The following is a 15,302-nucleotide window of genomic DNA, read 5'->3' as shown; positions in this document are numbered from 1 at the left end:
ACTCAACCATAGCCACATTTCCTACTCTATTTGTGCTTTCGAGCATATTTGGTACTGTTAATCAGACACTACCGCCATTTTCGAAAGTTAGTCGTTTATGCTTGTGCCAAAATTTTTTGAGACAGAAAAAAGGGTAAATGTGTGCGCTGCTCTGAGCGCGTGTATATTCAGGAGCCTGCTTACAGTTTCTTTTCTGGTTACAGTACTTGTTTTTGCGCCTGCTAATGTCTTTGCTGAGTTATCATGGCGTGACGGGTCAGTCGCACATCGAAGTCTTCCACCGCCAGATATGTCAAAAAGCTATGTGCGATTGGATGTACCCCACATCAAGCAAAAGCCCTACCTGTGTGTGCCCACTTCTGCCGCAATGGTTATCCGTTACTATGGTGAAAAAGCAAATCCCACTCAGCTAAAGAAGCTGGCTGAGGACCACAAGCCTCCGAACCTCAGAAACGTTGAATTCACTTACTTTGTAGATCTTGATCATGCTCTCAGGCAATTCGGTTACAAGTGGAAAATTCGCAGTTTTCCGAAGACAAGCGCTGGCTTTAACTCTGGTCTTAAGCAGATTAAGAAGCACCTCTCCAAGGGAATGCCGGTGTTAATTGATGTTCACCAAGATGATGGCCACACTTTTGTGGTAACAGGATTTGATGACAACCGTCAGGTTGTTTTCGTACGAGACCCTTTATTGCCTAAGAACAGGTCGCGCGTCTTTAGTTATCGAGAGCTGTCTTACTTTTGGCACGATCATCGTTTTGGAAATAGCCGAACTGCAGTTTTCACATTTCCAAAGTAAAATGAAAACTCGTTGAACTGCCGGGTTCTGAAGATTGAATCCTAGGCATTAGTATTTGTGTTGGAGGTCTTCTCGCTTGGAACGGCGGATTGCAGCAATTTTAGCCTGTGACATGGTCGGCTTTAGCCGATTAGTGGAAACAGATGAGGAGGGGACGCTAACCCGGCAAAAGAGATACCGACTAGAGCTGATAGAGCCGTCAATTTCGAAGTTTAATGGCAACATAATCAAGTTCACCGGCGATGGATTACTAGCGGAGTTTTCCTCTGTAGTCGAAGCCGTTCAGTGCGCCATACACCTTCAACAAGAAATCAGTGCACGAGAAGAAGGTCGCGAAGCTTCGAAAAAAATCAGCTACCGCATGGCCGTCAACCTTGGGGATGTAATCTTCGATGACGGTGACATTTTTGGAGACGGCGTCAACGTGGCGGCTAGGCTCGAAAGCATTGCTCCCGCTGGGGGTTTAGTGATTTCTGGCGCAGCCTACGACCTGCTTAAGAACCAAGTGCAGGTCGACTATCAGTCGCTTGGGAAGAAAAAACTAAAGAACATCGCGTCTCCGGTTCGTGTTTATTCAGTTCTTCCAGTCAATTTGCAGAACAGTGAAACTAAGAAACTGTCTAGACGTTTCACGCGACCGGGCATGACAGTACTAGCCTTAGTGGCAATTCTGCTTGCAGGGCCCATCTTCTGGGTTGTTTCTTCTAGTGGTGATCTACCGGACTTGGAATTTCGCCTGGAACAAATGGCACGTGATGCTCAACAGCGACTTACTGAAGAAAACTACCTAGTAGAATATGACCCCGGTATTTTTGGAGTAAACACTAGGATGGCATTGGCTGATTTTCAGTTGGACCACGGCCTCCCCGAGACGGGTATACTATGCGCTGACACCGCTAGTGCCCTAGGAGTTCCAATGCGAATTCTGGGTGCCGATTGGGATAATGTCATAGCAAATCGCCGCAAAGCCATGATACGGCACCCAGAGGTGTTTTCGGTTCTCACAGACGATCAGCGCCTAAGTCGCGTTGCTACCGTATTTGAAGGAATGGAGTTTGCCTTCAGTTACTTTAATGACCACTTGTATGTTGCTGTTTTGGCAAATGGTTCAACCCCGTGGTCCGATGCTGTTCGACTTTCGAAACAAGCGAACGGTTATCTAGCCGCGATTTCATCAAGTGAAGAAAACAGCTTTGCCTTTGATCTCTCCACCAGTGATGCAAAGTTCTGGGTGCTTGGCGATAGTGGATCAGCGTGGATTGGACCAACAATAGGCCTATTCCAAAAACACGGGGCACCAGAGCCGTCTGGTGGTTGGAGTTGGATGAATGGAGAGCCTATTTCTTACACAAACTGGGCACGAGGTCAGCCCAATAATTGGGGAGGCGTAAACGAACGAACTGCATCATTTTATTCACAAATTCTCCCGTCTCTAACAGAGACAGAAACGGTTTTAAGTCCAACTTGGAATGATGAGCGTGAATGGGTTCATTCATTCCTAGTCGAGATTGAATGAGCTGTACTTTCGGCAAAGAAAGATTCTGACCGCCGGCACAGTTTATCTTCTGAATACGTCTGCTAGGCGTGCTATCTTCAGACAGTCCCTTTGTTTCCCTTGAAGGCCCCCACTGTAGGTTGGTCCTAGTTGGTAGCGGAAAAAAACGGGGAGAGATGAACTCTCCTGGGGGTCACTTCTCACCATATAAATAAGGTGCTTAAGGTCACGTGCCCGTTAGATGAAAGTTTTAGTTCACGCCCTTCCTAAGGGGCACCATCAGGGGAGACTCAAGGGTCGCATTCTGCTGAGGGAGAAGTTCCTCGACGGTCTGACCTACGGTGTCCCGGAGATTGACCCTGCCTCTGGTGAGGTCATCTCTCGCTCTGAGCCTAGGGCAAGTTGGTTGGCAGAAGCCCACAGGTTCCTGAACTCTGAGGACAAGAAACGTGAGGCCGAAGAAGCCGAAGCCAAAGAGAAGGCACGACAGAGTAACGCCTTAGAAGAGGCCATAGGAGAACTGCCTGAGTTTGCCGAGGATGAGGGTAACGCACCCAAGGCGCGCTTTTCTTTAGCGTCGCTTGCTGTTTGATAACCGGCCCATGCTTCGGCACGCACTTGCCGGAGAGAGGACACGCTCTCCATCACGAAGTCTCGTGGCTGCATGGATACCGCTTCCTTGCGCAGGTCATCCAACAGTCTCCGCTTCCATCTGTATGCTGTTTCAACGGAAATTCCGAACGCATCGGCAATGGCTTGGCCGAAATAGTTCTGCATCAACATCGGGTGCAGTAGTTGTCTGACAATTTCCCACTGTTGCTCTGAGCGGAGGCGACCAGATTGCCGGACCATTGTTGCAGGTGAATGTACAACTTCGGTATCGGGTTGGGCTTGGTCGGTCGTGGGGCAGGGCTGCTCGGTCATTTTGAAACCTTTCCGATACATGGGGGTATGAATCGATGAAGAAGCTGAATATGTTGACAGTCCGGCGGTCATTGGCTTCTTTGTTTCCGGTTTACATCAATTAGAACTACTAAAACGAACAAAACACGAGAAATTCTCGGTGCTTGGACAGCTCATTCTTTATGATGTTCGTGGAAGTATCGCGGCCTGCAAGTAGTAGGCCTATTTGCCGAAAGTTGTGAATCTACTGCATCTTCGGAAATGTATCTGGTAACGAGTGTGCTGTTCCGATCTCATGACCGGAACAGCATTTTCTTTTTTTTGGAGTTGCATTGGCAATATGCAGGCTCCCTCATTTTACCGCAGGCGGATTCGAGCTTGCCATGAGGTCATGTAATTTTGGCGTTAAATGTACGGCGAAAAATCCGCGCTAAAATCATGGGGTTCCTTCGAAAAAGCACGGTGACTTGATTAGTGGGATTCGGCTAAATTTGCTTGGATTGCGCGGTGCACGGTAGTGAGGTGTGCTCGGCTCCGGCGGAATCTACCTCGTGCCCGTTTATCGCGGGGAACATAATAAAGAACTCTGTGCCTTCACCAAGTTTGCTGCTGTAGTCTATTGTTCCGCCAAAATGCTCAACAATTTCCTTTGAAATGTGCATCCCGAGTCCGGTACCGCCTGCGTGACGTTCATCGGAGGAGTCTATCTGAGAAAAGCGATCGAAAACTTTGTCATGGAACCCCTCAGGAATCCCGATGCCATGGTCTTTGACGAAGAGGCGAATATTCCCGCCGACTTTCTCGCATCCGACGGTTATCTCGCCACCATCAAGGGAGAATTTAGCTGCGTTTGAGATAATGTTGGCCAACACCTGAAGAAGGCGGGAGGCATCACCTTTAACGTACAGATCATTGTTTCCCCTCAAGTCTTCTACAATTTCTACGTTGTGAGCACTGGTGTATCCCATGTTACAGGCAATCGCTTCCTGAATCAGCGCGTGTACATCAACAATTCCTTCACGGTAGTTCATCTCGCCCGCTTCCATTTTTTGAATGTCCAGCACATCATTGATTAGGGATGCGAGCCGTTCGCAGTTTTTACCTGCTAAATGAATGAGGCTTTGCATTGATTCTGGAGCTTCACCCAATGCGCCTGTGTTGATTAGGTCAAGTGATCCCTTGATCGAAGTGAGAGGCGTACGCAGTTCATGGCTAACTGTCGATATGAACTGAGTTTTCGCAATGTAGGCCGCCTTTGTTCTTTCGTGCTCTGCTTTGAGCTTTTCAAGTTGTTCCAAATTCCTGCGATAGAGCTTCAGAAACACCATCGAACAGTCAATCAGAAAGTACATGACAAAGATAACGGTGAAGAAGTGCAGCCAGAGCTCAGATGAAAGCTCGGGGCGTTCGATCCAGATATCCTTGACGACAATCAACATGAACGATACGCCGTACATGGTCAGACGGATAATCATTGCCCACAGAAACTGATGGTTGTTCATTGCTGCAAACAACGCCGCAGCAAACAAGAAGAACATTGGAGTAAAGTGACCACCGGCGGGCTGTGCGAAAGCAACTGAAACAGCATACAGGCAGATTGCAGTTGCGCTGAGGATCGTATTCAACAGAATCCAAACAACCATCATACTAATTGCTTTGTGCTGATCTGGCTTTAAGCGCGGTACGCGTTTGGCCAGCAATAAATCTTGCGCTTCGCAAATTAGGATTGTCCCGTAGAACAGCATGGCGTTAATGGGATCGAAGAAGAACGCAGTCAAAATGGTCGTGGCCAGATAAATAGCCTGCCGCTGCCACAGAAGCGCAAAGCTCATGGCAGTATAATCTTTGATGTTTTGCAGAAGCCGGTTTTCCGTTTCACCAGAGTCCCGGTCCGGCAGATTGGCGTCGATGGCTGTCATCTAGATGTCTTCGTTTTTCGCGCTTGGACAGTACCATTAGCGGCACAATGAGGACTTAGTTGGTCTGAATTGGGTTCACAGTTTGGCGCTAATCCTTTGCAGGCCACCGTGATTGTTGGCGTTTCACGCAAGATTCTGGTGTGAGAGGTTGAAAAATTTTTGTTGCGCAAATGCAGTGTGAGGCGCCCAAAATTGACGATCTCGTTGCTAAGTGCAATTTTTTTTATCTTAATGTGCCAGAAAGAAGGAGAAAATCTAAAAGGGTTGGGGTTTGACTGCAGTTGAATTTACGAAGTTGGGGCAGGGCGCAGTCGCTCCTGTTTCGGCTCGGCTTGCAAAAAAGCCGGTGACACTGCTTCAGTTTGCAAGGTCCGCTGGTCGAAACATGTTTGAAGTCATCCCGGCCGAAACTCTGCGTGAAACTTATGTTCGTGGGCCCTTGAACATACACTATATCTGCGATCCTGAAATAATAACCGAGTTACTTGTCGGGCAGGGTCGTTCGTTTCCTAAAGCCAAGTTCACTAAAGACATTATTGGATCGGCTGTAGGCAACGGGTTGATACTCTCTGAAGGGGAAAAGTGGCGTCAGCAGCGGCGTAGGTATTCTCCACTATTCGCCGCCAGGAACCTCCCGGTTCTGGCTCGGCATTTTGCAGAGACTGGTTTCGAGATTGCAGATTCATTGGCGGAACACGAAGGCCCCGTAGATGTTGCACAAATTGCGCCTGCATCAACGTTGACGAATATTTCCAGGGTGATTTTTTCGGGTAACAAGAAAGTCAGTTCAGAGCAAATACGCGTGGGGCTGATCAAGTATTTTGAGTACATCTCTGATTTGTCTCTTTTCGATTTAATGGGTTTGCCAAAGTGGGTGCCGCGCAAGAATTGGCTACGCAGCCTGGCCCCGGTCACTAATATGCGGAACCTTGCCAGACAGGTTATTGATCAGCGTCGCTCCGAATGCCGCAGCGAGCCACAGGATTTCCTCGATTTCATGATTGAGGCGTTGAAAACAGATTTCGAGGATGAAGCGACAACCGTTGACAACCTTTTAACCTTTGTCGTCGCTGGTCATGAGACTTCCGCCAACGCTCTGGCCTGGGGGTATTATCTGCTGGCGTTGCACCAAGATATGCAAGCTATGGTTAGACAAGAAATTCGGTCGGTACGCCCAAAAGGTCCAATGGAGTTTTCTGATCTGGAGGCAATGCCACTCCTGCGCGCCCATGTAAAAGAGACGCTGCGGCTTTACCCTTCAGCCGCGTTCTTTGCTAGAGACGCAATTGCCGACCTTGAAATCAAAGGGGTAAAGATTGCAAATGGTGACGCGCTGTTCTTCCCAGTTTACTCTTTGCACAGAAACGAAAAACTATGGGATGCTCCTGACCACTATCGACCGGAACGGTTCTTGGGATCTACACTACCTCGAGGTCAGTACATTCCGTTTGGAGATGGTCCAAGAATCTGCATTGGTGCTCAGTACGCTGAAACTGAAATCATGGTACTTATGGCTTCGGTGCTCCGTCGAATAAATTTCTCGATTACAGAGTCTGAATTACCGGAACCAGTTTTGACATTCACCATGCGTACCAGTGGCCCACTCATCCTCAATGCCGAACGGGTTCGCGAATAAAGTTGATATCTAAACTCCAGTGCCTGACCTTTGTTCGACGTCAGGCTTGGCGATAGAATTAGCTTACTGCCGGCGAGTGAGGTAAGTGTTATCGCCGTACAGCTCACGCAAGACTACATCAAACAATCTATCGTTGACCATTTCTTTGCGATGCGGGGTGGGCTCTGAAAATGTGGAAGAGGTTGTAACCAGACCCTTTCTGAGATCGGCCTCACGATAATTCACTTTTTTGATAGCCATGTCCAAAGAGGCGAACGCTCCAACCTTCGTAATAGAACGAAGCGATACCGGTGTACCTTTCACTACTTTAAGATGGACAGATGCGCAGCGGTTGCTGAGAACAGTCCCTAGTTCTTGGTTTAGGAAAGCTTCGGTCGGAATATTCTGGGTGTGTTCCCGCCCATGTGTAACAACAAGAAATACGCCGCTCCCGCGATAGGAATAGATTCCTCCAGCAGCCTGTGTTGTTCTTTCAATGCAGAATCCAATGTCGGAAACAGATCGCCGAAAATCACCAAAATTCTTCAGATCAAAGTGATACTCGGCGTCACGAAATTTGATTGCGGTGACCCAGGTGTCAAATCGACGCCTCCGTGAAAGCTGCTGGACATAGTTGTCGAATTCGATATACCCCAAGCATTGTTCCTGCTCGTCGATAGACAAAGGATCCTTGAAATTGAATTTCTGGTTGAAATCCAATTCACTGCGAAGATTTTCTATCGACGCCGATGAGGATTGGGTTTTCTTTCTTTCCATCATCAGAAGGTGAGCAGCGTTCATACGGCTGCGCAATTCAAAGAAGTCGAAGGGTTTAGTTACATAATCAAATGCGCCTTCTAAAAATGCCTTCTCGATGTTGTGCCTGTCATCCAGTGCAGTCAGCATTATGACAGGTGTTTCCAGATTTTCCGGCAGGTTTCGGATTTGTGAAAGCAACTCTATCCCTGAGGTTCCAGGCATCTGAATGTCAACAAGCAGACAGTCGAACGGGGATTCTGCTGCTTCTATCATCCCAAGCGCTTCATCAGCTGAACTGGCAGCAGCCACATTGCAGTTTTCGAGTTCAGGAAGTGCTGACTGGAGCAATTTCAAAATGTCAGGATCATCATCAACCGCCAGTACAGTAAGTGCGGTCTTTCTTTGCGCTCGATGCTCTAAATTTCTTTGGAACCGATCACTGCCAAATGTGGAATGTCTCATAACTGGTGAACCGTCGATATCCTCATAACGGGATAAACTTATGAGGAGAGTGGGTCGAAACAGCGGCAAAAATGGAGAAAGTCTTCGTAGAAAGGGGCTTTTTCTTGACCTTTATTTGCCGCCAACGGCCTCAACAACGAATTGCCAGTTATTGTTGTGAGCTAGCGTCGCTTTCTCTTAACCTTATTTTTTCGGCAATCTGTTGGCGCGAAAGGGCAGTCTACGATCGCAAAACTACGGGATTGAACAACGGTTGGAAGTCTACGCATCGACTCTGGAAACCCCACGAAAATGCAACACAGCCGAGTTTTCCCAATAGTCTTAAAATCAACCTTGGTTGCAATGAAATATGCGTCGGGCGTCCAAGAGCAAATAAGACAATCTAGTGGGTGAGGTGTTCCATTTACTTGTGGATATTAAATAAAACCGACTGACTGATGGTGCCATCGATGGAAAACTTTGCGCCGACAGGCGAGGCATTGATGCCCAGTCGCCGTGACCACCGCGCCCAGACTGAGGGGACGATGCCCAGGATGCTGGTTGCACCACCTTCCATCGCGACAGTAGTCATCTGGTGAAACAACTCTTGTTGAACCGGAAGCCTGCGTGACGATGCAACATCCTTTGCCACGAAGAAACGGGAAGCTTCCCAAACAGAGCGCTTTACCGGGGCGTCAATAAATAGAACGTCAGATGGTATTCCTTTAAGGATACCTCTTTGCGCGTCGCGCAGCATATAACTATATACCCCGCACTCTGCGGTCGTGGGCAGAAGTCGCACACCTCCTAAGACCTCACCGAATTCATGCAACACAACCCATCGACAGGCTGGCGTGTCGTATTGGTCAAATTCCATCCCGTCAGCTTCACCAACTTGCCACTTTAACTGGTCAATGAAAATTGATTTTCTGGTTTCAAGGTATTTTGTCAGAAGGGTGCCATGCTCGGAAATATTGCGAAAATTAAGTGTAGTCGCGCGAATATGGCCAATATTACCACGTGGCATTGGCGGACTGCTGTTGACAGCAAAAATTTCTAGTCGCGCCAAAGTATTTGGTGCGTCTGAAGTGCCGTTAGCAGGTGTTAGTTCCGGAAGCTTTTCCGGGACCGGGTATGTCTGCTTATACCTGAGTGGTTGGTCCATATTTTACTCATATTTCTGACACACTTATGGCAAGATTTAACTCAGCTAGTCCACAACCCTATGCGGTAGTTGCCCGAATAGATGGATAGGTGTGTCTAAATCTCCTCCCTTCCTTTGGTTACCTTCGCTGACTGACCAAAAACTCTAGAAAGTTCTTGCCTTCTATTTTCTTCCGCAGGTTCAGTTTTTTTTCCTATGTCTGGCAACACTTTGAAAAAATACAGCTTCTCTTATGTATTCTTTTCAAATTCTCGATGGATCAGGCGCGGTTTAGCTATCCGATAGTATTTCGAGGCCGTCGTGACGGCTGATAGGAGCAAAGATAGAACGGCATCAAGAATTGGAGAGATTTGCTTTTCAGTATGCGCTCTCGCACGGGAAGAATTGTACAAATTAAAAAAATGCACAGACATAAGGAAGCCCACCTTATGTCACCGTTTTGCCGCCTTCGTAAGAGAGGCTGAGAAAACCCTGAGTGTATCATTCGCGAGCCAACCGTTGCCTGAAGTCTGCAATGCCCAACGTTTGGTGAGATGTAAAAGGTTGGTGAAAAGTTATGCGTATACTTGCTGTAGACGACGATCCTAGCATCCTGGAGTTGCTAGATAGAGTTCTAGACGCGTTCGGTTATAAAGACGTCGTCACCGCCAGAAGTGGGCCAGAGGCCATTGAAATACTGTCACGACCTAACGAAGCGTTCGACTGCTTGCTACTGGATGTGCAGATGCCGCAAATGAATGGCATAACTCTTTGCGAAGAAGTGCGAAAATTACCAGAATACACGTACACGCCCATTATCATGGTGACCGCCATGGTGCAAAAAGAGTACATCGACGAAGCATTCGGAGTTGGGGCGACGGACTACGTTACAAAGCCTTTTGAGTTCTCTGATCTGAAGCAGAGGTTATCTGACGCCTATAGAATGGCAGCGGAACGCAGAGCCGCAATCGAAGTGCTGGAAGCTGAAGCGGATTTTGAGTTGTGTTTTGGTAATAGTCCGGACGTTCGCTTAAGTGATCCGCAATGTTTCGGAGATTTGCCCGGTTTCATTGGGTTAGCTGAATTTGAGAACTACGTAAATCAGCTTTCAACGATGCACTCCATGGCTGCAAAGCTTGTGGCGGTGAAATGCATAGGCGCCGAACAACTCTTTGAGAAGAGCACGGTCAGTGAATTCCGAAGTGCCATGACTTTAGCTGGTACAGCGGTTCTGTCAGCTAGTCAGGAAGGGCGTAAAGTGGCGACCTATTGGGGAAATGGCGTGTTCTTGGTGATCTACGACAATCAAATTAATTTGAGCGTGGACCAGTTGGGAGCTCCGCTTCCGGAAGCATTGAAAGAAATTTCCAGTGACACCACTTCAGGTCGGCCAATTGGCTTCCAAGTTAGCGAAGAAGTTATGCTCAAAGCCAAAACCAAGATGGAGGCGTTGTTCTTGATAGACAAGGCCGTCGAAATGGTTGAAATGTCGGAAGGTCGAGCGGCGAATATCGGTTAAAAAACTGCATATGTGGATCGTTTTTGAGACTAGGCTGCTGATGAAAAATACATTAGAACGCCCTGAGTTTTTCATTTTGCTGGTTAAAATAGATCCGCGAGCTCGTTCATCAGACGTTCATCCTTTTTTGCTTTTGGCCTACTTTGTCCGTTCTCAGTGCCTACCCGGCGGCAACAACTCGGAGAAAGAGCCGTAAGCTTCTTCTCGAAATTTGATCTGATGCGAGATCCGGCGTATTCGCCTCTCTGAAGTTTCCTGAAGGTTTCTTTCGCGATCACGGTCAAGGCGTGATCGGTCTAAGCAGCTTCCCGGCGTATCCGTTCTTGTTCTTTGATGGGGTCTTTGCCTTTGCGGGCTATGGGTCGCCATTTCTCGGCTTCCTCGCGCGCTTCCTTCAAAGATACGGCTGACAGAGCGCCCAAACCCATCTCTCTGCGACGCCCGTGGACATGGACCCGAAGGAACCACTTGCCGTCATCACCATCTTTTTTGTGTAACCAGAGGCCCCCGCCGTCCGAGTATTTGCCGGGTGAGGCATTCTTTACCTGCAATGATGATAGCTTGTTGAGTGCTGGCATTGGTCCACCCTCTGGTCCACCTTATAGTGTGAGACGCAGTGAACCGCTCTGACGCGAATGGAAAGCACAATTTTATGTTTTGCAGTGGTTTAGTAGAATTCTTGAGGCAACCTGAAGCGGTCAGAATTATGCGTGTTCAAGTCTTCAATGCATCTCGACCGCACCAAATCATACCTTAATCCTGTGGCACGCTCATTTTCGCAAGCTGCCAGGCACGTGCGCTTCGGACACGGTTGTGACGTCTGAAAGGGCAACAAGCTGCTGCCCACTTGCATTGCCAATCCACGGCCCGTAACACAGCCCTGTTCAGGGATGCGAGCTATGCCTTTGCTCGGATGCGTTTTTCCTGCATCTCTGAATGCCGGGGCCATGATTGCGGGATGCGTTGATGAGATTAGTCATTTCCACGATGAAAGATGAAGGCCCTTTCATTCTCGAGTGGATTGCCTACTACCAATCGATCGGTTTCACACATTTCATCGTCAACTCGAACGACTGCTCGGATGGTGCGGATGCGATCCTCAAACGGTGTGAAGGGCTTGGTTTTCTGGCGCATATCGACAATCCGGGACCGTGGAAACACGGGCCGCAAGCCTCGGCTTATGCCAACGCAATGAAGCATCCCTGGTCGTCCGAGGCCGAGTGGATTCTGGTGTGTGATGTTGATGAATTCTTCGATATTCGCGTCGGCGAAGGCACGCTGGACGATCTTTTCCGAACGTTGCCACATGCAGATGGTTTTGCGGCGCTATGGCAGATGTTTGGGCACAACGGGATTGTCGAGTTCGAAGACAAGTTCGTAATTGAACAGTTCACGCGCGCCGGCGAGATGGGCATGGTCATGCCGCAGAATTTGCGCGCGTTCAAATCTCTGATCCGCAACAATGGATCTTATCGTTTGGTCAACACGCATCGACCGCGCGGTCCGATCAAGGGTAAAGTTGAAAACTTCGCTTGGGTCGATGGTGACGGCGATCCGCTACCACCTGCAATGCGTCGGCGTGGCTGGGCGTTTACAACAACTGGTGCGGCCTTTGGAACTTCGTTGTTTCGTATGAACCACTATGCCGTCAGGTCCATCGAAAGCTATCTGATGAAGCGGCTTCGCGGGGATGTGAACACAACGGCGTTTCATCCCAAGATGGAGGCGACCGGACAGGCCTATTGGCACATGCATTGCTTCAATGATGTCGAGGAACGGTCAGTTCTGTCCAAGCTGGACCGTATGCGTCACGCATATGAACGCCTGTGTCAGGACGAAATCTTGCGAAACCTCCACGAACAGGCTGTTGAGTTTCATAAGTCCCGGATTGCCACGGTTCGCCAAACCGACGCCGCCAAGAGCTTTATTCGGAGGTATCAGAGTTTCCGCAGCGGCCAGAACCTGAAAGCCTTGGATTTGGGGGTCCTGGAAGAAGCCAACACTTCGTTCGATGTGGAAGTGTACAAAGACCCCGAGGTCAGTTTTGCGCAGGTCGCGAAATGGAACCGGATCGGGCAAATGGCGATAATCTCGAACAATAAGACGCTGAATTACCCGTGGTTTGTTCGGCTTGATGCCCTGGACACGCCAATGGATTGTGAACAGGCTAAGACAGAACACGCCAAGATCACTGACCCGAAACAGGTCGATCTGCCGTTTGATCCAAGAGATCCCAGTTTTTTGCCGCAAACACCTAAGGAAGTTGAAAGAACGGCAAAGCAACGCAAGAAATTCCTGAAGTCGATCAGCGGAAAGAAATCCTGGGTCCTGATCGGGCAGGTTGAACCAGAAATCGTCCAGGAAATACTGGATTTGGGTACTGTTGCGCAATTGACCGTAATTGCGCCTTGGGGCTTGTCCTGGAACGGGTTTGCCTGCCCGGACACGACCCAAGATGAGGGCGCGCAGGCGCTTGACCGCGCGTTCTATGCGTTTCTCGAGTATTTCCGCGAGCCCATTCTGTCGGGAAAGTTGCGTGTGTACAGGGCGATGCCGGCCTTGATGTTGAAACTGTTCAAAGATCAAAGCATTGGCGTCGTCGTCATTCGTGGCGTTCGCGCCGAACGCGTTATGCTTCAATTGCTGAGACGGATCGACAGGGTGCTTGCGCCGGGTGGCAGCATCGCCTTCACGTCTTACAGGCGCGGCAAGGGGTCGTATTCGGGGATGTCTGCTGCGATCAACCGGTTCCTGGCGGGCAATGCCGGGTCCTACAGAATAACCAGCTTAGAGCCACCGTGGCTTGGGATCGACAAATTGCCCCCGCTCGATAAAGAATAACCTAAGCTTCTGGCTCTTGCGCTGTTGTCGTGGTAGCGATCTAGAAAAGAACAAAGTGGGGTGGTCGCATCGTTTTGATGCCTGCTTCGAACACAGAACGAGGTTGAGATGGCAAACGAACCCCAGATCATTGGTGCCGCGCCGGGGCGTAAGGAAAAGCCGCAGGCCGACAAGGCAACCAAGCGCAAGAACACCAAGGATGCAATCCGCCGCACGTTTCTGTCGCGCCTTCCAAAAGGAGGTGTCGCAGTTGAAATCGGTGTCTGGCAAGGAGAGTTCTCGCCGACCATTCTCAAACTGATTGAGCCCAGTCAGCTGTTTCTTATCGATCCTTGGAAACACATCGGGGAAGAGTCGCACACAACCGCATTTGTTGGCCGGACCGAAGACGAAAAGATGGAGGCCATCTTCCAGAAAGTGGTCAAGTCGTTCGAAAAAGAGATTGAAGAGGGCAAGGTCGGTATCATCCGGGATTTCTCGGTGCCTGCGCTTGAACTGTTTGATGACGAAAGCATCTCGTTTGCCTATGTCGATGGCGACCACTCTTATGAAGGCGTGACCGCCGATCTGGCGGCACTGTTTCCCAAGATCAAACCTGGTGGGATCATGGCCTTTGATGACTACCACCGTCGGGGCTGGTGGGGTGATGGCGTCATCCGGGCGGTGAACGAGTTTCTTGGCAAGTATCCACGCGCGTTGCGCATCCGGGCAATTGCCGGTGCTCAGATCGCCATTGAAAAGATTGTTCCGCAGGATGACAGCAAAGGGCAGGCCAGTTAAGCGACGGGATTGAGTGGCAGCGATGGTTAAGCCTGAAAAAATCCTCATCACCGCGATGAAGAACGAGGGGCCCTATATTCTGGAATGGGTCGCCCATCACAAGGTTTTGGGGTTCGACCGGATCATTGTCTACACCAACGATTGTACGGACGGCACAAACCAAATACTTCGCCGTTTGCAGGACTTGGGCCATGTCGAGTTTCACAAAAACCGCGTTGGAACAGGTGGGATTCACCGGTCCGCTCTCAGACAGGCGCGCCGTCTGCCGGTCGTGAAAGAGGCCAAGTGGATTTACGTGGGCGACGCGGACGAGTTCCTGAACATTCACGTCGGCAATAACAAGCTGGACGACCTGATCGAAGCGACACCGGGGGTCGATGTCATCTCGATTCCGTGGAAGATTTTTTCGAACAACGGTCGGCACGTGATGCGTGATACGCCTGTGACGCAGCAATTCTTTGACGGTGAGTTGGACTATGAACAGGGTGGGGCAGGGCGCCGTTTTGTGAAATCCATGTTCCGGCAAGGTGAAGTCTATTTACGCTATGGGCTTCACAACCCTCATCCCCGGGCCGAGTATCAGGCGGCAGTTTTCCGTTCTGTGCCCGGAGGGCATGCCAAAGAACCCGCGCCTTTTGGCAATCACGTCTCGCCACCCTTTGGCTTTGAAATCGCGCAAATAAATCACTATGCGGTACGGTCTACTCAAGCTTACCTGGCTAAACGAAGTCGGGGCAGGGCGAACCACTCATCTCAGACGCTTGGTACGGACTATTGGGATCGCTGGAACCGCGGCGGCGCAACGGATGACACTATCCTGCGATACAAGGATGAGGTTGACGCGGTGTTAGAGGAGTTTCGAGCGGATGACCGGCTTAAACGGTTACACAGAAAGTCTTTCCGCTGGCACAAGGCGCTGATCAACGATCTTCTGAAACAGCCAGATTACAACGAACTGTACCAGAAACTGCTGGCAAAACCGGCGGTGGAGTTTGTCAAAAAAGACCGCATTGTGCGGGAGCGGCTTTCGGCAGAGCCCACCCCTGCATCCGGTGAACAGACGCCAGAAACCTAACAGATCACCCCT

General features: G+C 49.6%; 12 protein-coding genes. 8 read left to right on the top strand and 4 right to left on the bottom strand.

All coding sequences use genetic code 11. From position 1 onward, the window contains the following. The first annotated feature begins 97 nt into the window (after positions 1–97). The 3 genes from GS646_RS09725 to GS646_RS09715 all read left to right on the top strand — a co-directional run bounded on the left by GS646_RS09725 (position 98) and on the right by GS646_RS09715 (position 2,886). On the top strand, positions 98–799 hold the full coding sequence (locus GS646_RS09725) for a C39 family peptidase (protein ID WP_171182741.1): 702 nt from the start codon (positions 98–100) through the stop codon (positions 797–799). 76 nt (positions 800–875) lie between these two features. After that, positions 876–2,315: a peptidoglycan-binding protein gene (locus GS646_RS09720; RefSeq protein WP_171182743.1), complete on the top strand. Its 1,440-nt coding sequence runs from the start codon at positions 876–878 to the stop codon at positions 2,313–2,315. A 220-nt stretch (positions 2,316–2,535) separates the two neighbouring features. Beyond that, positions 2,536–2,886, top strand: coding sequence for a hypothetical protein (locus GS646_RS09715; protein WP_171182745.1), 351 nt, complete (start codon positions 2,536–2,538; stop codon positions 2,884–2,886). A 796-nt stretch (positions 2,887–3,682) separates the two neighbouring features. Here GS646_RS09715 and GS646_RS09710 read toward each other — a convergent pair. Beyond that, positions 3,683–5,116 (bottom strand): cell wall metabolism sensor histidine kinase WalK, encoded by a 1,434-nt coding sequence (locus GS646_RS09710; protein WP_171182747.1) that lies wholly within the window; start codon positions 5,114–5,116, stop codon positions 3,683–3,685. A 385-nt stretch (positions 5,117–5,501) separates the two neighbouring features. Between GS646_RS09710 and GS646_RS09705 the strand changes: the two genes are divergently transcribed. Next, positions 5,502–6,752 (top strand): cytochrome P450, encoded by a 1,251-nt coding sequence (locus tag GS646_RS09705; protein ID WP_253746374.1) that lies wholly within the window; start codon positions 5,502–5,504, stop codon positions 6,750–6,752. A gap of 63 nt (positions 6,753–6,815) precedes the next feature. Here GS646_RS09705 and GS646_RS09700 read toward each other — a convergent pair whose 3' ends face one another. After that, on the bottom strand, positions 6,816–7,952 hold the full coding sequence (locus GS646_RS09700) for a response regulator (protein WP_171182751.1): 1,137 nt from the start codon (positions 7,950–7,952) through the stop codon (positions 6,816–6,818). A gap of 403 nt (positions 7,953–8,355) precedes the next feature. Continuing rightward, positions 8,356–9,096: an acyl-homoserine-lactone synthase gene (locus GS646_RS09695; RefSeq protein WP_253746376.1), complete on the bottom strand. Its 741-nt coding sequence runs from the start codon at positions 9,094–9,096 to the stop codon at positions 8,356–8,358. Positions 9,097–9,652: 556 nt separating this feature from the next. Here GS646_RS09695 and GS646_RS09690 point away from each other — a divergent pair. Further along, positions 9,653–10,594, top strand: coding sequence for a PleD family two-component system response regulator (locus GS646_RS09690; protein ID WP_171646803.1), 942 nt, complete (start codon positions 9,653–9,655; stop codon positions 10,592–10,594). Between the two features lie 296 nt (positions 10,595–10,890). Here GS646_RS09690 and GS646_RS09685 read toward each other — a convergent pair whose 3' ends face one another. Then, on the bottom strand, positions 10,891–11,172 hold the full coding sequence (locus GS646_RS09685) for an Arm DNA-binding domain-containing protein (protein WP_171646805.1): 282 nt from the start codon (positions 11,170–11,172) through the stop codon (positions 10,891–10,893). A gap of 388 nt (positions 11,173–11,560) precedes the next feature. On the opposite strand from GS646_RS09685, the gene GS646_RS09680 reads away from it, so the two are divergent. The 3 genes from GS646_RS09680 (at position 11,561) to GS646_RS09670 (ending at position 15,290) form a co-directional block, all read left to right on the top strand. Then, entirely contained in the window at positions 11,561–13,435 is a 1,875-nt protein-coding gene (locus GS646_RS09680; RefSeq protein WP_171646807.1) for a glycosyltransferase family 2 protein, read from the top strand. Positions 13,436–13,543: 108 nt separating this feature from the next. Beyond that, a complete protein-coding gene (locus GS646_RS09675) occupies positions 13,544–14,215 on the top strand; it encodes a class I SAM-dependent methyltransferase (RefSeq protein WP_171089425.1) in 672 nt (223 codons plus the stop codon). A 22-nt stretch (positions 14,216–14,237) separates the two neighbouring features. Continuing rightward, positions 14,238–15,290 carry a glycosyltransferase family 2 protein gene (locus tag GS646_RS09670; RefSeq protein WP_253746378.1) on the top strand — a complete coding sequence of 351 codons (1,053 nt, stop codon included), beginning with the start codon at positions 14,238–14,240 and terminating at the stop codon, positions 15,288–15,290. The last annotated feature ends 12 nt before the right edge of the window (positions 15,291–15,302 follow it).

The sequence above is a fragment of the Ruegeria sp. HKCCD4315 genome, from assembly GCF_013112245.1.
Lineage (GTDB): Bacteria > Pseudomonadota > Alphaproteobacteria > Rhodobacterales > Rhodobacteraceae > Ruegeria.
This window is presented reverse-complemented; position numbering and strand designations above follow the sequence as displayed.

Coding starts and splice junctions, on each gene's coding strand:
- GS646_RS09705 (WP_253746374.1), top strand. CDS start 5,502: ATGTTTGAAGTCATCCCGGCCGAAACTCTGCGTGAAACTTATGTTCGT.
- GS646_RS09715 (WP_171182745.1), top strand. CDS start 2,536: ATGAAAGTTTTAGTTCACGCCCTTCCTAAGGGGCACCATCAGGGGAGA.
- GS646_RS09690 (WP_171646803.1), top strand. CDS start 9,653: ATGCGTATACTTGCTGTAGACGACGATCCTAGCATCCTGGAGTTGCTA.
- GS646_RS09725 (WP_171182741.1), top strand. CDS start 98: ATGCTTGTGCCAAAATTTTTTGAGACAGAAAAAAGGGTAAATGTGTGC.
- GS646_RS09675 (WP_171089425.1), top strand. CDS start 13,544: ATGGCAAACGAACCCCAGATCATTGGTGCCGCGCCGGGGCGTAAGGAA.
- GS646_RS09695 (WP_253746376.1), bottom strand. CDS start 9,096: ATGGACCAACCACTCAGGTATAAGCAGACATACCCGGTCCCGGAAAAG.
- GS646_RS09685 (WP_171646805.1), bottom strand. CDS start 11,172: ATGCCAGCACTCAACAAGCTATCATCATTGCAGGTAAAGAATGCCTCA.
- GS646_RS09680 (WP_171646807.1), top strand. CDS start 11,561: ATGAGATTAGTCATTTCCACGATGAAAGATGAAGGCCCTTTCATTCTC.
- GS646_RS09710 (WP_171182747.1), bottom strand. CDS start 5,116: ATGACAGCCATCGACGCCAATCTGCCGGACCGGGACTCTGGTGAAACG.
- GS646_RS09670 (WP_253746378.1), top strand. CDS start 14,238: ATGGTTAAGCCTGAAAAAATCCTCATCACCGCGATGAAGAACGAGGGG.
- GS646_RS09700 (WP_171182751.1), bottom strand. CDS start 7,952: ATGAGACATTCCACATTTGGCAGTGATCGGTTCCAAAGAAATTTAGAG.